Origin of the sequence: Amycolatopsis sp. 2-15, assembly GCF_030285625.1 — a bacterium.
Classification (GTDB): domain Bacteria; phylum Actinomycetota; class Actinomycetes; order Mycobacteriales; family Pseudonocardiaceae; genus Amycolatopsis; species Amycolatopsis carbonis.
This window is the reverse complement of the sequence record NZ_CP127294.1, coordinates 9,328,404-9,346,034: the sequence shown is the minus strand read 5'-3', so window position 1 is coordinate 9,346,034 and position 17,631 is coordinate 9,328,404. Positions and strand designations below refer to the sequence as shown.

General features: G+C 71.0%; 19 protein-coding genes. 10 read left to right on the top strand and 9 right to left on the bottom strand.

The window, feature by feature from the left end:
* Positions 1-5: 5 nt before the first annotated feature.
* On the bottom strand, positions 6-980 hold the full coding sequence (locus QRX50_RS46090; protein ID WP_285969347.1) for an SMI1/KNR4 family protein: 975 nt from the start codon (positions 978-980) through the stop codon (positions 6-8).
* An 89-nt stretch (positions 981-1,069) separates the two neighbouring features.
* Entirely contained in the window at positions 1,070-2,572 is a 1,503-nt protein-coding gene (locus QRX50_RS46085) for a leucyl aminopeptidase (RefSeq protein WP_285969346.1), read from the bottom strand.
* A 102-nt stretch (positions 2,573-2,674) separates the two neighbouring features.
* On the opposite strand from QRX50_RS46085, the gene QRX50_RS46080 reads away from it, so the two are divergent.
* Positions 2,675-3,532 carry a sulfatase gene (locus QRX50_RS46080; RefSeq protein ID WP_285969345.1) on the top strand — a complete coding sequence of 286 codons (858 nt, stop codon included), beginning with the start codon at positions 2,675-2,677 and terminating at the stop codon, positions 3,530-3,532.
* Positions 3,519-4,151, top strand: coding sequence for a ribonuclease FAU-1 family protein (locus tag QRX50_RS46075; RefSeq protein ID WP_285969344.1), 633 nt, complete (start codon positions 3,519-3,521; stop codon positions 4,149-4,151). The genes QRX50_RS46080 and QRX50_RS46075 overlap by 14 nt, the downstream gene beginning before the upstream one ends.
* Positions 4,152-4,193: 42 nt before the next feature.
* On the opposite strand, the gene QRX50_RS46070 is transcribed toward QRX50_RS46075, so the two are convergent.
* Positions 4,194-4,499: a hypothetical protein gene (locus tag QRX50_RS46070; protein WP_285969343.1), complete on the bottom strand. Its 306-nt coding sequence runs from the start codon at positions 4,497-4,499 to the stop codon at positions 4,194-4,196.
* 112 nt (positions 4,500-4,611) lie between these two features.
* Here QRX50_RS46070 and QRX50_RS46065 point away from each other — a divergent pair, with 112 nt between their 5' ends.
* The gene (locus QRX50_RS46065) at positions 4,612-5,715 is read left to right on the top strand and encodes a branched-chain amino acid aminotransferase (RefSeq protein ID WP_285969342.1); all 1,104 of its coding nucleotides are present in this window, start codon (positions 4,612-4,614) and stop codon (positions 5,713-5,715) included.
* A gap of 80 nt (positions 5,716-5,795) precedes the next feature.
* On the opposite strand, the gene cobT is transcribed toward QRX50_RS46065, so the two are convergent.
* Positions 5,796-6,875, bottom strand: coding sequence for a nicotinate-nucleotide--dimethylbenzimidazole phosphoribosyltransferase (gene cobT, locus QRX50_RS46060; protein ID WP_285969341.1), 1,080 nt, complete (start codon positions 6,873-6,875; stop codon positions 5,796-5,798).
* Positions 6,876-7,027: 152 nt separating this feature from the next.
* On the opposite strand from cobT, the gene QRX50_RS46055 reads away from it, so the two are divergent.
* Positions 7,028-7,597, top strand: a complete 570-nt coding sequence (locus tag QRX50_RS46055; protein WP_285969340.1) for a dihydrofolate reductase family protein — start codon at positions 7,028-7,030, stop codon at positions 7,595-7,597.
* Positions 7,598-7,608: 11 nt separating this feature from the next.
* A complete protein-coding gene (locus QRX50_RS46050) occupies positions 7,609-8,298 on the top strand; it encodes an IspD/TarI family cytidylyltransferase (RefSeq protein WP_285969339.1) in 690 nt (229 codons plus the stop codon).
* A 30-nt stretch (positions 8,299-8,328) separates the two neighbouring features.
* Here the strand turns inward: QRX50_RS46050 and QRX50_RS46045 are convergent, their stop codons facing one another.
* Both QRX50_RS46045 and QRX50_RS46040 read right to left on the bottom strand, forming a co-directional pair.
* A complete protein-coding gene (locus QRX50_RS46045; RefSeq protein ID WP_285969338.1) occupies positions 8,329-9,324 on the bottom strand; it encodes an aldo/keto reductase family protein in 996 nt (331 codons plus the stop codon).
* Positions 9,325-9,432: 108 nt separating this feature from the next.
* Positions 9,433-10,080, bottom strand: coding sequence for a DUF3043 domain-containing protein (locus QRX50_RS46040; protein WP_285969337.1), 648 nt, complete (start codon positions 10,078-10,080; stop codon positions 9,433-9,435).
* A gap of 145 nt (positions 10,081-10,225) precedes the next feature.
* Here QRX50_RS46040 and QRX50_RS46035 point away from each other — a divergent pair, with 145 nt between their 5' ends.
* A complete protein-coding gene (locus QRX50_RS46035; protein ID WP_220237940.1) occupies positions 10,226-10,603 on the top strand; it encodes a HesB/IscA family protein in 378 nt (125 codons plus the stop codon).
* Positions 10,604-10,727: 124 nt separating this feature from the next.
* Here QRX50_RS46035 and QRX50_RS46030 read toward each other — a convergent pair whose 3' ends face one another.
* Positions 10,728-10,910, bottom strand: coding sequence for a hypothetical protein (locus QRX50_RS46030; protein WP_220237941.1), 183 nt, complete (start codon positions 10,908-10,910; stop codon positions 10,728-10,730).
* A 147-nt stretch (positions 10,911-11,057) separates the two neighbouring features.
* Between QRX50_RS46030 and QRX50_RS46025 the strand changes: the two genes are divergently transcribed.
* Entirely contained in the window at positions 11,058-12,047 is a 990-nt protein-coding gene (locus tag QRX50_RS46025; RefSeq protein ID WP_285969336.1) for a carbohydrate kinase family protein, read from the top strand.
* 78 nt (positions 12,048-12,125) lie between these two features.
* On the opposite strand, the gene asnB is transcribed toward QRX50_RS46025, so the two are convergent.
* Positions 12,126-14,060 (bottom strand): asparagine synthase (glutamine-hydrolyzing), encoded by a 1,935-nt coding sequence (gene asnB, locus QRX50_RS46020; RefSeq protein WP_285969335.1) that lies wholly within the window; start codon positions 14,058-14,060, stop codon positions 12,126-12,128.
* A 195-nt stretch (positions 14,061-14,255) separates the two neighbouring features.
* On the opposite strand from asnB, the gene ctaC reads away from it, so the two are divergent.
* Together ctaC and QRX50_RS46010 are read left to right on the top strand one after the other, a co-directional pair.
* Entirely contained in the window at positions 14,256-15,203 is a 948-nt protein-coding gene (ctaC, locus tag QRX50_RS46015) for an aa3-type cytochrome oxidase subunit II (protein WP_285969334.1), read from the top strand.
* A 39-nt stretch (positions 15,204-15,242) separates the two neighbouring features.
* Positions 15,243-15,665 carry a cytochrome c oxidase subunit 4 gene (locus QRX50_RS46010; protein ID WP_220237945.1) on the top strand — a complete coding sequence of 141 codons (423 nt, stop codon included), beginning with the start codon at positions 15,243-15,245 and terminating at the stop codon, positions 15,663-15,665.
* Here QRX50_RS46010 and QRX50_RS46005 read toward each other — a convergent pair.
* Positions 15,610-16,554 (bottom strand): DMT family transporter, encoded by a 945-nt coding sequence (locus QRX50_RS46005; protein ID WP_285969333.1) that lies wholly within the window; start codon positions 16,552-16,554, stop codon positions 15,610-15,612. The two genes, QRX50_RS46010 and QRX50_RS46005, sit on opposite strands and share 56 nt — an antisense overlap.
* 83 nt (positions 16,555-16,637) lie before the next feature.
* Here QRX50_RS46005 and QRX50_RS46000 point away from each other — a divergent pair, with 83 nt between their 5' ends.
* Complete coding sequence (locus tag QRX50_RS46000) at positions 16,638-17,600, top strand: GlxA family transcriptional regulator (protein WP_285969332.1); 963 nt, start codon at positions 16,638-16,640, stop codon at positions 17,598-17,600.
* Positions 17,601-17,631 lie beyond the last annotated feature (31 nt).

The window sequence follows — 17,631 nt, the reverse complement described above, 5'->3', positions numbered from 1 at the left end:
TGCGGTTACGCGCTCGCCTCCAGAAGTCCGAGGTGGTGCTCCAGCAGCGCGCGGAACGACGGGTGCGCGGTGCTGCCGAACGCGAGGTCGACCTCCACGGCGTGACCGGTGGCGGTCAGCAGCACGAGCGCGGGGTCGGAGACGATGACGACACCGTTGTCGGCGCGTAGTTCCTGCGCGGGCAGCAGGCGCGGGAAGGTGACGTCGTCGGGCAGGCCGTTCGCCGTGCGGAGGAACTCGCGGTAGTCGGCGGGCAGGGTGGTGCCGAGCCGGCGTTCGGCTTCTCGCAGGTCCGCTTCGGACGCCGGCGGCGGCGCGGTCTGGCCGCGTTCACGCAGGATCGCCGCGACGAGCTCCGGCCAGCTGCCCGGACGCGTCGGGTAGCGCTCACGCAACGCGGCGATCAGCGCGCCGGCGCACTGGTCGGGCCAGTCCGGGCCGAGCTCCAGCGGATCGGCGCCGGCGACCAGCCGCGGGGCCAGGGCGCGCGTCGCAGCCAGGGCGGCGACGTCCGGGACCGGGTGGTTTTCGATGAGCTTCGCCCACTGTTCGAGGTCGCCGTCGGCCAGCGCGATGCGGACGCGATCTGGCAGCCCGGGCGCCAGCGCGGACACGACCTCCGCGACGGGTGAGTCGTCGAGCACACCGTCCAGATCGGACACTTTCCGCGTCAGGAACGCTTGGTGCGCCCGCTCTTCCGCGTCGAGATCGAGCGGGACGAGCTCGTCCGCCCACTGTGGACGGCCGCCGCGTGCCTCGAACAACATCGCCCACGCGCGCGCCCGCACGGCGTCGTCGGCGAGCTGCGTCACGGGCCGCTCCGTCACCACGCGCCAGTGCGCGACGAGCCGATCCGCGGCCGTCCCCGCCCCCGCCGTGGCGAGCACCAGCGCGGCCTGCCCGACGCGCCGGTCGAGGGCCGGCTCGTCCCCGGTGAGCACGTCGCGGACCGCGGCTTCGAGATAGGCGTCGGCATCCATGGCGCGAGCGTCCCACACGAACGCCGGAGGCCCCTGCCGAAACGAGCGGCAGGGGCCTCCGGAAACCGAACGAAACCGAACGAAACCGCTCAGCCGCGGTCGGCGATGTCGGCCAGGACGGCGGCGATGGTGCGGACGGGGACGCCCGTGCCGCCCTTGCCGGTGTAGCCCCAGGGGCCGCCGGTGTTGAAGGCGGGGCCCGCGACGTCGATGTGGGCCCACGGCAGGCCCTCGGCGACGAACTCCTTGAGGAACAGGCCGGCGGCGAGCATGCCGCCCCAGCGGTGGCCCGTGACGTTGGCCAGGTCGGCCAGGCGGGAGTCGAGGTCGGCGCGCAGTTCCTCGGGCAGCGGCATGGCCCAGCCGCCCTCGCCGGTGGCCTGCATGATGCCCGCGACGCGGTCGCGGAACTCGTCGGAGCCCATCACGCCGGCGGTGCGGTTGCCGAGGGCCACGACCTGCGCGCCGGTGAGGGTGGCGGTCTCGATGAGGTAGTCGGGGTTCTCCTCGGCGGCGCGCACCATCGCGTCGGCCAGGACCAGGCGGCCCTCGGCGTCGGTGTTGAGGACCTCGACGGTCTTGCCGCCGTACATGGTCAGGACGTCGCCCGGCCGGTAGGAGCTGCCCGAGGGCAGGTTCTCCGCCAGCGGGATGTGCGCGGTGACCTCGAGCGGGTACTTCAGCTTCGCGGCCAGCACGACCGACGCGAGCACCGCGGCGGCACCCGACATGTCGGAGGTCATGTGGTCCATGCCCGCGGCCGGCTTGATCGAGATGCCGCCCGAGTCGAACGTGATGCCCTTCCCGACCAGCGCCACGCGCTTGCTCGCCTTGGCCGGCTTCCAGCCCACGCGCAGCAGGCGCGGCGGACGCTCGGAACCGCCGCCGACCCCCAGGATGCCGCCGAAGCCCTTGCGCTTGAGCTGCTTCTCGTCGAGCACCTCGAAGTCGAGGCCGTTGTCCTCGGCGAGCTTCTTCGCGCGGTCGGCGAACGAGGCCGGGAACAGGTCGTTGGGCGGGGTGTTGATCAGGTCGCGGGTGATGATCACCGACTCGGCGATCGCGGTGGCGGCCTTCAGCGTCGCCTTGTGCTCGCGCGCGGTGCCGTCCTCCGGGCTGACGAAGTCGGCCTTGGCCAGCGGGGCGTCGCCCTTCGAGGAGCGGTACTCGGTGAAGGTGTACGCGCCGAGCGCGGTGCCCTCGACGGCGGCCTGCAGGTCGAGCGCCGAGAGCGTGACGAACGCGCGCTCCGTGCCGGCCAGCGACCGCGCGGCGGCACCCGCGGCGCGGCGGACCTGCTCGGCGGTGACGGCACCGTCGGCCGCCTTGCCCAGGCCCACGGCCAGCACGACGCCGGCGGCGAGCTTGCCCAGTGTGGGCAGCTTCACGACCTGCTCGGCCTTGCCGGTGGCGCCGAGCGTGGCGAGCACCTCGGCGAGCTTGCCGTCGAACGCGGTGTCGGCGACCGCGGCGCCCGCGGCGAGCACCGGGCCGTCCTCGCCCTGGAGGGTGCCGATCACGACCACGTCGGCGCGCGTTTTGGCGAGCGCCGCCTCGGTGTTCTCGGTGAGGGCAAGCTTCGGCACGGTCACTTCTGGCTCCTCGCGCTGTCGCGGTAGTACCGGGCGACGTGCCCGGACGGATCGTGAGCCATGCTAATGACAAGCGCGGCCGGACGTCGGGAGGGGACCATCGTGCGACTCGGGGGCGGGCTCCTCGTGGTGCTGGCGGTGGGGGCCGCCGGGGCCGGCTACTGGGTGCTGGCGGGCGTCGTGCTCGCGGCGATCGCCGCCGGCGTCACCGCCCGGCTGCCCGAGCTCGGCGACACGCAGGCCGAGCGCTGGACCGGTGGGATGACGCGGCTGGCGCTGGTGGCCGTGCAGGCGATCGTCTTCGGCGCGTACGTCGTTCCCGCGCAACCCGCGTACGCGGCGGCCGGGCTCGTGCTCGTGGTCGCCGTGGCCGATTTCGCCGGCCTGCGGCTGCCCGCCGCCTTGGTCCGCTGGCTCACGATCGTGTTGATCGCCGCCGCCGTGGTGCTGATCGTGCTGTGCGTCGTGGTGGCCCCGGTCGTGACCTCGAGTCCGATCGCCGCCCCGGACGTCGCCGGGGTCATCGTGGCGGCGGTGGTCACGCTGCCGTTCCTGCTGCCGGTCGCCTCCGACCGCGTCACGCTGCGCGCGCTGACGCTGGGCGCAATCGCGGTGCTGGTCACGATCGTGGCGCTCGTGCAGCTCGGGCCGGACCGGCTCGGCCTCTCGGCCACCTCGATCCGCGACCTCCTCTACGCCGCCGACGCGGGCCAGCTGCAACCGCTGCTCACCGTGGTCGTCGCGCTCGCGACGGTCCCCGCCGCGCTCACCACGTATACCGACGCCCGCGAGCGGTACGCGCCGGACCAGGGCTGGCTCGCCGCCGCGGGCGCGGTCGTCACGCTGGCCGCGGCGCTGTTCGCGACGCCGTACGCGGTGCTGGTCGTGGCCGGGCTCGGCACCGTGCTCGAATTGGTGCTGCGTGCCCGCCGCTACCGTGACGCGCATGCCCGAGAGTGATCACCTTTGGGAGCCGGGGGAGACCGTCGTCGAGCGGTTCCTGCGGCCCGACGGCAGCATCGGCCAGCACCACCCGTTGCGTGTGGTGTCCGACGACGGGCGGGTGCTCTTCGGCTGGCTCCCGATGGGCACACCGATCGTCGGCAGCCGGCTCGCCGACGGCCGCACGATGCGCGAAGCCCGGCTGGAAGAGCGCTTCCGCGTGCCCCGAGTGCCGGTGGCCGACACCTGGCACGGCACCTCGACGCTGCGGATGATCCCCGAGGGCCAGTGGTCCTCGGTGTGGTGGTTCTTCGCGCCGGACGGCGCGTTCCTCGAGTGGTACGTGAACCTCGAGATCCCGCTCGGGCGCACCGCGAGCGGCCCGGACCGCATCGACGGCGTGCTCGACGTCGTGGTGACGCCGGGCGCCGGCTGGCGCTGGGACGACGAGGACGAGGCCGAGGAAGCGCTCGCCGTCGGCCGGCTCACCGCCGAGCAGCTCGACCGGGTGCGCGCGGAGGGCGAGCGGATCGGGGCGCTGGCCGACGCCGGCGCGTTCCCGTTCGACGGCACGCACACGGACTTCCGGCCGGACCCGGCGTGGTCCGCGCCGCAGCTGCCGGTCGCGCTGCGGTGACCGCAGTGACCACGGTGACCGCCGCGACGCTCGGCCCGGGGCTCACGTCGCGGTGAGGAGCAGGATCCCGGCGAGCACGACGTTCACCACGAGCAGGATGATCACCGACCGGGTGGGCAGGTCGCGCGCGAACACCGTGCCGTGCAGGGTGCGCCACCAGTAGATGCCGAAACCGGCCGCCACGATGCCGAGGAACGCGCCGAAACCGCTGCTCAGCAGTGCCCAGCCGACCATGGTGAGCAGACCGGCGCCGAAGGTCAGCAGGACCGCGGTGGCGAAGGTCTTCACGTCGGAGCCCCCGCCCGCCTTGGCGGGCCGGCCTGGCTGCGAGGTCGCTGGGAAAGTCACCCTGCCATCGTAGGGCCATCCGGCGCTCACGCACCGGCCACGCGGGTACGCGGCGTGTGAAACAGGTGGTCTTCCGACTAACGCGCATCCGACCAAGCGCTAAAGTTGGGCCATGACGACAGCGACGCATTTCTCCCGAGTCCCGCACCCGAACCCCGCGACTCCCGAGCGCGTCGCCGAGGTACTCGACAAGCCCGGGTTCGGTCTGTACTTCACCGACCACATGGTCACGGTGCGCTGGAGCGAGGAGCGCGGCTGGCACGACGCCAAGGTCGGGCCGTACGAACCGTTCTGCCTCGACCCGGCCACGTCGGTGCTGCACTACGGCCAGGCGATCTTCGAAGGCCTCAAGGCCTACCGCCAGGCCGACGGCACGGTGGCCGCGTTCCGGCCCGACGCCAACGCCGAGCGCTTCCAGGCCTCGGCCGAGCGCCTGGCGATGCCGCAGCTGCCTGTGGAACTGTTCCTCGAGTCGCTGCGCGAGCTCATCGCGGTCGACGAGCGCTGGGTGCCCACCCGCAAGGGTGACTCCCTTTACCTGCGGCCGTTCATGATCTCCACCTCGACCGGCCTCGGCGTGAACAAGCCGGCCACCGAGTACCTCTACACGCTCATCGCCTCGCCCGCCGGGTCGTATTTCGCCGGTGGCGTGAAGCCGGTCAGCGTGTGGCTGTCCACGGAGTACGTGCGCGCGGCCCCCGGCGGTACCGGCGCGGCGAAGTGCGCCGGCAACTACGCGGCGTCGTTCGTGGCGCAGGCGCAGGCCGTGGAGCAGGGCTGCGACCAGGTGGTGTGGCTCGACGCCGTGGAGCGGCGCTGGGTCGAGGAGATGGGCGGGATGAACCTGTTCTTCGTCTTCGGCTCGGGACCTGAGGCCCGCGTGGTCACGCCGGAGCTGTCGGGCTCGCTGCTGCCGGGTATCACGCGCAAGTCGCTGCTGCAGCTGGCCGAGACCGCCGGCCACCGCGTCGAGGAGCGCCGGATCTCCACCGACGAGTGGGAGAAGGCCGCCGCCTCCGGCGAGCTGACTGAGGTCTTCGCGTGCGGCACCGCGGCCGTGATCACGCCCGTCGGGCACGTGAAGCACGCCGGCGGCGAGTTCACGATCGGCGACGGACAGCCCGGCCCGATCACCATGAAGCTGCGGGAGGAACTGGTCGGCATGCAGGAAGGCGACTTCGCCTTCCCGGACGGCTGGATGCGTCCGCTGACCTGATCCACTGTGGACACGAGAAGGGCCGCCCGGGTTCGTCCCGGGCGGCCCTTCTCGTTGGCTGGCTGACTTCTTGGCCGGCTTCAGGAAGCCGGCACCGGCGTGAGCGGGCCGGACACGCCGGACTGCTCGTGCGTGGTCATCTCCGCCAGCACGCGCGCGGCCATCATCAGCAGCGGCAGCGCGGTGACGGCGCCGGTGCCCTCGCCGAGGCGGACGTCGAGGTCGAGCAGCCCGCCGAGGTCGAGGTGCTCCAGCGCGAGGGCGTGGGCGGGCTCGCCGGTGAGCTGGCCGGACATCCACCAGCGGCGCGCACCGGGAGCGAGCTCCTCGGCCACCATCGCCGCCGCGCACACGACGAGACCGTCGAGGACGACCGGGGTGCGGCGCACGGCCGCCTGGGCCAGGAAGCCCGCCATGGCGGCGATGTCGGCGCCGCTGGAGGTGCGCAGCAGGGCCAGCGGGTCGGCCAGGACCACGCGGGCGCGGCGCAGCGCGTCGCGCACGGCGGTGGCCTTGCGCATCCACGCGTTGTCGTCGATGCCCGAACCGCGCCCGACCACGGCTACGGGCTCGGTGCCGGTGAGCGCGGCGACCAGCACGGACGCCGGGGTGCTGTTGCCGATGCCCAGGTCGCCCGCGATGAGGAGGTCGGCGCCGCCGTCCACCTCGGCGTCGGCGACCTTCATGCCGGCCAGCACGGCCGCGCGCACCTCGGCGTCGGTGAGGGCGTCCTCGACGTCGATCGAGCCGGAGCCGCGGCGGACCTTGTACTCGCCGATGGAGCGCATGGCCGACTCTTCGGTGTCCACGGCCATGTCGACCACGCGCACGCTGGCGCCGGCCGCGGCGGCGAGCACGTTGATGGCCGCGCCGCCGGTCAGCATCGTGCCGACGAGCTGCGACGTGACCTCCGCCGGATACGCGGACACGCCCTTCTTGGCGATGCCGTGGTCGCCGGCGAACACCACGACCCGGGGCCGCGTGAACGGCCGCGGCGGCGCCTGGCCCTGGCACGACGAGATCCACACGCCGAGCTCCTCGAGCCGCCCCAGGGATCCCGCGGGCTTCACGAGCTTGCCGTGCAGGGCGATCGCCGCCGACCGGGCCTGGTCGCTGGGTGGTTCGATCTCGCCGAACTCGATGCTGGTGTCCGCGTCCACGCCAGGCCTTTCTCTCGCGGGAGTCCTCACGGATCAACCTACCGGCCGCTCCGGGAAAACCTTCCGCGACCGTGTCGAACCGCGGCAGCACCGTTCGACGCGTCTTCGAGAGCCGCCCAGCGGGGGCGGAACCGGACGCAGGGGAGCACCCCATGGGCAGGATCGTCAACGCCACGTTCATGACGCTCGACGGCGACATCACCAATATGGCCGCTTGGCACTGGGACTATTTCGGCGAGGAGGCCACCGCCGCCGCGCAGGCCCAGCTCGACCGCAGCGACGCCCTCATCATGGGCCGCAAGACCTACGACGGGTTCTCCGCCGCGTGGCCGCAGCGCGCCGGCACCGACCCGTTCGCCGACCGGATGAACTCGATCGACAAGTACGTCGTCTCCTCGTCGCTGACCGATCCCCAGTGGACGAACAGCCACGTGCTCGGCGGTGCCGGTGGCGACGCCGTGGCCGCGGTGCGCGAGGTCAAGGAGCGCACCGACCGCGACATCCTGCAGTACGGCTTCGGCGACGTCACCCGGCTGTTGCTGGCCAACGGCCTGCTCGACGAGCTGCGCGTGTGGCTGCACCCGGTCCTCTCGGGCGCCGCGAAGTCCGACGAGCTGCTCTACCGCGACACCGACAAGACGAACTTCGAGTTCAACGGCAGCGAAGTGCACAGCACCGGGATGGTGATCCTCAGCTACGTCCCGGCGAACGCGGCCCAGTAGGGTCGCCGACCGTGGAGACGACAGCGGCAGGGGTCGTGCTGGCCAGCGGCGCCGGCACGAGGGTCGGCGCGGCGCTGAACAAGGTGTACCTGCCGATGGCGGGCCGCCGGGTCGTGGCGTGGTCGCTGGCGGCGTTCGCCGCGGTGCCCGAGGTCGGCGTGCTGGTGCTCGTGATCCGCGAGCAGGACGCCGAGCTGGCCGACGAGGTGCTGGCCGCGCACCCGGGCAAGGTCGAGGTCGTCACCGGGGGTGCGACGCGGCAGGGGTCCGAGCTGAACGCCTTGCGCCACCTCGCCCCGCGCATCGAGTCGGGCGCCGTCGACGCCGTGCTGATCCACGACGCCGCCCGCCCGCTCGCGACTCCGGCGCTGATCGGCGACGTGCTGGCCCAGACCCGCCAGTACGGCGGCGCCGTGCCGGGCCTGGCCGCCGACGACGTGGTCTCGATGGCCGCCGACGGTTCGGTCGCCGCGCCGCTGCCGGGCGCGATCCGCGTGCAGACGCCGCAGGGCTTCCGCGCCGAGCCGCTGCTGGCGGCCTACGAACAGGCCGAGACCGAGGGCTTCCTGGGCACGGACACGGCTTCGTGCATGGAACGGTTCTCCGCGCTGCCGGTGCAGTGGGTGCCCGGCGGCGCGGAGAACCTCAAGATCACCTACCCGCACGACCTTGCGGTGGCCGAGCGGTTGCTCTCCCGCTGAGCGGACCGCGGGCCCGCTCAGCGGCGGAGATCACAGCGAAGGGCTGCGGGTCAGCGTCGCGTCGCGCTCGACGACGGACTCGAGGGCCTCGTCGATCGCCGTCATCAGGTCGTCGTCCAGCTTCACGCCGGCGGCCTTGACGTTCTCGTGCACCTGCTCCGGGCGGGAGGCGCCGATGATCGCCGAGGCGACGTTCGGGTTCTGCAGGACCCACGCCACGGCCAGCTGCGCCATGCTCAGCCCGGCCTGCGCGGCCAGCGGCTCCAGCTTGGCGACCGCGGTCAGGGTCTCGTCGTTGAGGAACCGCTTGACCATGTTCGCGCCGCCGTTCTGGTCGGTCGCGCGCGAACCTTCGGGCAGGGGCTGGCCCGCCTTGTACTTGCCGGTGAGCACGCCCTGCGCGATCGGCGACCAGACGATCTGGCTCAGCCCCTCGCGCTCGGACGCCGGCACGACCTGCGACTCGATGACGCGCCACAGCATCGAGTACTGCGGCTGGTTGGAGATGAACGGCACCTTCAGCTCACGCGCGAGCGCCGCGCCCTGCGTGATCTGGTCGGCCGACCACTCCGACACGCCCACGTAGAGCACCTTGCCCTGGCGGACCAGGTCGGAGAAGGCGAGCATCGTCTCTTCCAGCGGGGTGCCGTGGTCGAAGCGGTGCGCCTGGTAGAGGTCGAGGTAGTCGGTGCCGAGCCGCTGCAGCGACGCGGTGGCCGACTCCATGATGTGCTTGCGCGAGAGGCCCTTGTCGTTCTGGCCCTTCGGCCCGGTGGGCCAGAACACCTTCGTGAAGATCTCGAGGCTCTCCCGGCGCTGGCCCTTCAGGCCCCGCCCGAGCACGGACTCCGCCGCCGTGTTGGCGTACACGTCGGCCGTGTCGAAGGTCGTGATGCCGGCGTCGAGCGCCGCCTTGATACAGGCCTGGGCCTGCTCCTCTTCGACCTGGGACCCGTGGGTGAGCCAGTTGCCGTAGGAGATCTCACTGATGTTGAGGCCGCTGCGGCCGAGTCGTCGAAACTCCATGCCGCTCAGCCTAGGCGGAGGTTGTTCGCGTTGCTAACGAACCTCCCCGATCGGGAAACGACAACGGCCGCCCCACCTGCGAAGGTGTGGCGGCCGTCACGAAAGCGCTCAGCCGGGGATCGGGTCGCCCGGGCGCAGGCGCGGCTTCGGGACCCGCAGCTTGCGGATCTGGCTGGCGCGCACGAAGGCGTACCAGCCGACGCCGCGGGTTGGTTCCTTCGGGAACCGCTCGCGGGACAGGCGGGAGATCTTGCGGCCGTTGACCACGCCCTCGATGGCCATGACCAGCAGCATCGCCATGCAGATGAGGGTGATGTACTGCTGCGCCGCCGGCACCGGGATCAGCAGCGCGAGGAACACGAGGATCGCGAGCGGCATGAACAGGCCCAGGATGTTGCGGCGGGAGTCCACGAGGTCGCGCACGTACGCCTTGACCGGGCCGCGGTCGCGCACGGGCAGGTACTTGTCGTCGCCCGACATCATGCGTTCGCGGCGCAGTTTGGCGGCCGCGCGGCGGTCGTCCTTGCTGACCGGGTTCTCCTTGCGGAGCTGCTTGTTGCGCTTCATCGCCTCGCGCATGCTGGTGGGCGGCGGGGCGACAGGTCCGCGCTTGCGACCTTCCGCTTCCCGCCGCTTCGGCGTCGCCCGGCCCTTGCCCGGCGTGTACGCCTTGCCGATGGTCGAATCGGACTCGACGGAGTCGGCGTCGACGTCGTCGGCAGGGGTCTCGGTGGTGCTTCGGCGCAGGAACCTCACCTCACCAGGGTATTGCAGGCGTCACGACGATGTTCGGCAGGTCGTGCGATGTGCGACGATGGAGGGGGAACAGATCGGGTACCCGGAGAGTTGAACTGTTTCGGACGAGAAGTACCCGCAGTGAGTTCGACCTAGAGGGAGTGCCATGACGACCGCTGAGCAGACCGGTGCGGCGCAGGCCGAGACCGCCGAGGAGACCCACGGCGTGACCTTGACCGACGCCGCGGCCGTGAAGGCGAAGGCCCTGCTCGAGCAGGAGGGCCGCGACGACATGCACCTGCGCATCGCCGTCCAGCCCGGTGGCTGCGCGGGCCTGCGCTACCAGCTGTTCTTCGACGAGCGCGAGCTCGACGGTGACCTCTTCCGCGACTTCGACGGTCTGCGCGTGGCGGTCGACCGGATGAGCGCTCCGTACGTGTCCGAGGCTGTGATCGACTTCGTCGACTCGATCGAGAAGCAGGGCTTCACGATCGACAACCCGAACGCGACCGGCTCGTGCGCGTGCGGTGACAGCTTCCACTGAGCCCGCGCGGCTCGGACAGCACCGACACGAAGAAGCACAGACACGAAGAAGGGCCCCAGCCGACTCGGCGGGGGCCCTTCCTCGTGCTCGGAGCTAAGTATTCGGAGCCGGTGTGCCGGAGGTCTCAGACGTAGGCGTCGAGGTCGGCGACCTGCGCGTGGCAGGCGTCGTCGACCTGCCACGGCCGCGCCGCCCGCGGGTGCGGCATCCGGTCGGTGGTGAGTCCCTCGCTGCGGAGCGCGGACGGGATGTGGGCGCAGTCGGCGATCAGCTCGCCGAGGTCTTCCGGTTCAGTGGCCGTGTTCACTTCCGTAACGCTATTGATCCTTCAGCGACTGGGAAAGCGGTACCAGCCGGTAGTGTCGGCCGAGGCGCGGGAACTACCCGGACGGGTCATGACCTGCGGGTAACCACGCCAGAGCCGCACGCACGAGACACACCCAGAGGAGAACCGGTGGCAGACAAGGCCAGGATCGCCGTGTCCGGCAGCATCGCAACCGATCACCTGATGCACTTCCCCGGCAGGTTCGCCGAGCAGCTGGTCAAGGAACAGCTCCACCGGGTGTCCCTGAGCTTCCTGGCCGACGACCTCGTCGTCCGCCGCGGCGGCATCGGCGCCAACATCGCGTTCGGCCTCGGCGTGCTGGGCGTGAAGCCCGTGCTCGTGGGTGCCGTGGGCTCCGACTGGGCCGACTACGCGTCGTGGCTGGAGCGCCACGGCGTGGACACCTCCGGGGTGCTCGTGTCCGAGGTCGCGCACACCGCGCGCTTCGTGTGCACCACCGACGAGGACCTGTGCCAGATCGCGACGTTCTACGCCGGCGCCATGGCCGAGTCGCGCAACATCGAGCTCAAGCCCATCGCCGACCGCACCGGCGAGCTGAGCCTCGTGCTGATCAGCCCGGACGACCCCGAGGGCATGGTCCGCCACGCGCAGGAGTGCCGCCAGCGCGGCTACACCTTCGCCGTCGACCCGTCGCAGCAGCTGGCCCGCATGGACGGTGCCCAGGTGCGCGACTTCATCGCCGGCGCCAAGTACTTGTTCAGCAACGACTACGAGTGGGAACTGCTGCTCCAGAAGTCGGGCTGGACCGAGGCCGACGTGCTGGAGCGGGTCGGCATGCGCATCACGACACTGGGCGAGAAGGGCGTGGAGATCATCGGCCGCGACGGCCTCGCCCTGCAGATCGGTGCCGTCCCGGAGCGCGGCAAGGCCGACCCGACCGGTGTCGGCGACGGCTTCCGCGCCGGCTTCCTCGCCGCGCTCGACGGCGGCCTGGAGCTGGAGCGCGCCGCGCAGCTCGGCTCGCTCATCGCCGTGCTGGTGCTGGAGACCGTCGGCACGCAGGAGTGGACCTTCGACCGCGCCGACGCCCTGGCCCGCCTCGGCGACGCGTTCGGCCCGGAGGCCGCGGACGAGATCGCCACGGTGCTGCCCGCCTGACCCCGACCGAGCGAACGAAGAGGGCCGCCCCGGGAAACCGGGGCGGCCCTCTTCGTGAGCTTCGACACCTGCCAGGGTTCAGAGCTTCACCGGGTAGACCGGCTCCGGGATCTCCGGCTTGATGCGGTGCTCGACGAAAATGCCGTGCCACAGCATGAACACAAGCAGCGCCCAAATCTGGCGGCTGCGGTCGAGCTGGCCGGCCTTGTGCTCCTCCAGCAGCCGCAGCACGGCGGGCTTGTCGAGCAGCTCGTCGGTCTTCGAGTCGTTGATGATGCCGCGCGCCCAGTCGTACATCTCGTTGCGCAGCCAGAGGCGGATCGGCACGGGGAAGCCGAGCTTGCGGCGGTTGAGCACGTGGGCGGGGATGATCTTCGCGAGTGCCTGGCGCAGCGCGTACTTCGTGGTGCCGTGCGCGAGTTTCTGGTCCAGGGGAATGGAAGCGGCGACCTTGAACACCTCGGCGTCGAGGAACGGCACGCGCAGCTCCAGCGAGTTGGCCATGGTGACCTTGTCGGCCTTCACGAGGATGTCGCCGCGCAGCCAGGTGAACAGGTCCACGTGCTGCATGCGCGCCACCGGGTCCCAGCCGCGCGAGACGTCGTACCAGGGCGCGGTGACGTCCTTGAAGCCCACGCCTTCCTCATACGTCCGCAGCACGTTGCGCAGCTGGTCGTCGCGGAAGTTGCGGGCGTTGCCGTAGTAGCGGTCCTCCAGTGGCAGCGCGCCGCGGCGAAGCAAGTCCTTGCCCCGCGTGCCTTCCGGGATCTTCGTGGACACCTTGCCGATGAGCTTGCGCACACCGCCGGGCACCTTTTCGAACGGTGCCAGCGAAATCGGCTCGTTGTAGATCGTGTAGCCGCCGAACAGCTCGTCGGCGCCCTCGCCCGACAGCACGGCCTTCACGTGCTTGCGGGCCTCGCGCGCGATGAACCACAGCGGCACCAGCGCCGGGTCGGCCACCGGGTCGTCGAGGTACCAGACGATGAGCGGCAGCGCCTCCATCATCTCGTCGGCCGAAACCGTGCGCACCACGTGCTTCACGCCGATCGCCGCGGCCGACTCGGCGGCCACGTCCACTTCGGAGTAACCCTCGCGCTCGAACCCGGTGGTGAAAGCGATGAGGTTCGGGTTGTGCTCCTTCGCCAGCGTCGCCGTGGCCGTGGAGTCGATGCCGCCGGACAGGAACGCGCCGACCGTCACGTCCGGGTCGGAGATCATGTGCTTGCCCACCGAGTCGCGCATCACATTCGCGATGCGCTCGTACAGTGCTTCGGCCTCGGCCGCGCCGTTCACCGGCTTCGCCGCGAACTGCGGGTGGAAGTAGCGGGTGAACTCGACCTGCCCGCCCGGCACCACGCGGAACGACGTGCCCGACTCGACTCGGCGCACCGCCGTGTGCAGCGACTCGGGCTCCGGCACGTACTGCAGCACCAGGTAGTGCTGCAGGGCCTTGCGGTCCAGCTCCTGGGCCACGCCGAGCGTGTCGGTGAGCTCCAGCAGGCTCTTCTTCTCACTGGAGAACGCCACCCCGCCGGGGCCGGCGGCGTAGAACAGCGGCTTGATGCCGAACGGGTCCCGCGCGCCGAACACGACCTTCTCGGCGGAGTCCCAGATCATGAAGGCGAACATGCCGCGCAGCTTCTTCACCGCGTCGGCGCCCAGGTAGTGGTAGGCCGCGACGATCGCCTCGCCGTCGCCCTCGGTCTCGAACTTCGCGCCGAACTTTTCAGCCAGCTCGTCGCGCAGCTCGCGGTAGTTGTAGATCTCGCCGTTGAAGTTCATGGTGTAGCGGCCCGGCGCTTCCGGCGGACCCCAGTGCAGCGGCTGGTGTGCGTGGTCGACGTCGATGAACGCCAGCCGGTTGAAGCCGTAGACGACCTCGGCGTCGGCCCAGGTGTCCTGCTCGTCGGGGCCGCGGTGGCGCTGGCAGCGCATCGCCGTGCCCACGGCTTCACGGGCGTTCGCCGCGTCGGTCTCGGTGCCGCAGATAAGTCCAAGCAGGCCGCACACGCGTACTCACACACCTCAGGGTCTTCGCCGGTCCGGGAAGGGCCCAGTATGCCGCGAACCGTGCACCGCGGACCGCATCGGGTGGACGCGCGCGCGTTGTGGTCACCCCTTGGACAGCGGGAACCGTGAACTCGGCTAGGCTCCGCCTGTCACGAAGATCGGTCGAGGAGGCTCTGGGTGAAAGGGCGAGGCGCAGTGGGAAAACCAGCGCGCACCCACGGGGGTAAGCGGGTCGGCCGGGTCGCCGCGCTGGCCGTGCTGGTGGCGCTGACCGCGACGGGTTGCTCCGGAGACGAGATCCTTCGCTTCGGCTGGCCGGTGGGGGTCACCCCGCAGGCCGACGAAATGCGGAACCTCTGGACGTGGACGGTCATCGCGGCGCTCGTCGTCGGTGTCATCGTCTGGGCCCTGATCTTCTGGACGGCGACGTTCCACCGCAAGAAGAAGAACTCCGCGGTCGAGGGTCCCGAGGACCTCCCGCGTCAGTTCCAGTACAACATTCCGCTCGAGATCTTCACGGTCGTCGTCCCGACGATCATGGTCTGCGTCCTGTTCTTCTTCACGGCGACGACCGAGAGCGACGTCCTGGACAAGAAGCCCAACCCGGACGTGACCGTCGACGTGGTGGCCTTCCAGTGGAACTGGGAGTTCAAGTACGACGACGCGAACGCGAAGCGCCCGGACGGCAGCCAGGTCAGCACCGTCGGGTCCTCCGGCGAGATCCCGCTGCTGGTGCTCCCCACGAACAAGACGATCGAGTACCGCCTGCGGTCCACCGACGTCATCCACTCGTTCTGGGTCCCGGAGTTCCACTTCAAGCGCGACGTCTTCCCGGACCCCGAGAAGAACAACCAGGACAGCTCCTTCCAGAACTCGATCGACCGCGAAGGCTCCTTCGTCGGCCGGTGCGCGGAGCTTTGCGGCACGTACCACTCGGTGATGAACTTCGAGGTCCGCGCGCTCTCGCCGGACAAGTACGACCAGTACATCAAGCTGCGCACGGAAACGAACCCGAAGACGGGCCAGCCGAACACGGCTTCCGAGGCGCTGGCGGCGATGAACTGCGGCGAGCTGTGCACCCCGCACGCGGTGACCACGCAGCCGTTCAACACCGACCGCACCGCGCGCACCGCGTCCAACTGACCGGTTCCGGCGAACCAGAGGAGTAGGGGAGAAAGTCCCATGAAGGTCGAAGCCCGGATTTTCTACATGGTGGCGGCGTTCGCCGTTGTCATGGCCGTCATCTACTGGGTCATGACCGCCCTCTACGCGACCGACCAGAAGGCCGAGCCCGTCGGCATCGTCTCGCTCTTCCTGACCGGTGGTCTCGCGTTCCTCGCGGGCAGCTACATGCAGTTCGTGTCCCGCCGGATCGAACCGCGCCCCGAGGACCGCGAGGACGCCGAGATCAGCGACGGCGCGGGCGAGCTCGGCTTCTTCAGCCCGGGCAGCTACTGGCCGATCGCCATGGCGGCCTCGGCCGCGCTGGGCGGTCTCGCGCTCGCGTTCTTCCACATCTGGCTGCTGGTCATGGCGCTCGTCGCCCTGCTCATCGCCGTGGGCGGGCTGGTGTTCGAGTACCACACGGGCCCGAACCACGAGTGACGCTTTCCCCGGTCGTTCGTGACCGGGGCCTGCCGCCGCGCTGGGGTGCCAGCGCGGCGGCGAGCACCGCCAGCATTCCCAGGCCCTCCGGCCACGACAGCCGGTGGCCGAACGCCAGCACGTCCACCACCACCGCGACCACCGGGTACAGGTAGGACAGCAGCGCCACCGTCGTGGTGGGCAGCTTGCCGATGCTCGCGTACATCAGCACGTACATCACCGCCGTGTGCACGGTGCCGAGCAGCACCAGCCACAGCAGCCCCGGAACCGGGTGCGGGAGCGGCGTGAACGCCAGCGCCGGGGCCAGCAGCACCGTTCCCACCGCCAGCTGCACCGCCGCGAGCAGGTGCGGGCGCACGTGGGTGAGCTGCTTCGCCACGAACGACGTGCCGGCGTAGAGCACGGCCGCGCCCAATGCGAGCGCGATCCCCGCGAACCGCACCGGCTGCCCGTCGTCGCCGTGGGCCGAGAGGGAAATCACCACCACGCCGGCGAACGCGACGCCCGCCCGGGCCAAATGCGTCTTCGCGACTTTTTCACCGAGGAACGCCGCCGCCAGGCCCACCAGGATGAGCGGCTGCGTGTGGTAGACCACCGTGCTCACGCCGATCGACGACAGCGTGTACGACGTGAACAGCAGCACCCAGTTGGCCACCAGCAGTACGCCGCCCAGCGCGGCCAGCAGCAGGTCGCGCGGCGACGGTCGCCAGCTGCGCAGGTAGCCGCGCGCGAGGCACCACACCACGAGCAGGACACCGCCGACGAGACAGCGGGCGAACGCGACGGCGGGCGCGGCGGCACCGCTCTCCAGCACGACCGCGCCGATGGTGCCCGACAGGGCCATGGCGGCCGACCACTGCAGGGCCGGGCGGGTTTCGGGGTTCTTCATGCGTCACAGATTCGGCCCGCGAGCCCCGCGCGACCAGTGTCAGAGATGACAACGACCGCAAAACTTGTGACACGCTGGGACGCATGGATGTGCGACGGGTCGCGGTGGTGCTGGCCGACCGGGTCTCGCCGTTCGAGCTGGGTGTCGCGTGCGAGGTCTTCGGCACCGACCGCAGCGCGGACGGCATCGAGGGCTGGGAGTTCGGTGTGTGCTCGCCGAAGGGGTCGAAAGTAGATACCTGGTCCGGCTTCGGGCTGACCGGACTGTCCGGATTGGACTTCGCGGCGTCGGCCGACCTGCTGATCGTGCCGACGTGCGAACCGCGCACGGTGGCGCCGCCGGAACCGGTTCTGGAAGTCCTCCGGGACGCCCGGGAGCGCGGGGCGTGGGTCGCCGGGTTCTGCGCCGGTGTGTTCTCCCTCGGTTACGCGGGCCTGCTCGACGGCCGGCGCTGCACCGTGCACTGGGTGTACGAACAGGACTTCCGCCGGCTCTTCCCGAAGGCCCTCGTGGACCCGCAGGCGCTGTACGCGGACGACGACGGCGTGTCGACCAGCGCGGGCACCGTCGCGGCCGTGGACCTGTGCCTGCACCTCGTGCGGCGGCTGCGCGGCGTCGCGGCCGCCACCACACTCGCGCGGCGCATGGTCGCCGCTCCGCATCGCACGGGCGGGCAGGCGCAGTTCGTCGAGGCCCCGCTGCCCGCCACCGCCGCGTCGGACGACGCGGTGGTCGCCGAAGCGCTGGAGTGGGTGGAACGGCGGCTGGACCGGCCGTTCACGGTCGCGGAGCTCGCGCGCCGCAGCGGGCTGGGAGAGCGGACGTTCCTGCGCCGCTTCTCCGCCGCTACGGGCACCACGCCGCACCGCTGGCTCACCGAACGCCGGCTCGACCGCGCACAGGCGCTGCTGGAGGAGGGCCGGCTGTCCGTCGAGGACATCGCGACGGCCTGTGGTTACGCCTCAGCGGCCGCGCTGCGCCACCAGTTCACGCGGCTGCGGGCAACCACTCCGAGCGCCTACCGCGCGGCCTTCCAGGCCTCCTGAGCCGCTTCTCGGCCGGCACCGCTCCCGCGTA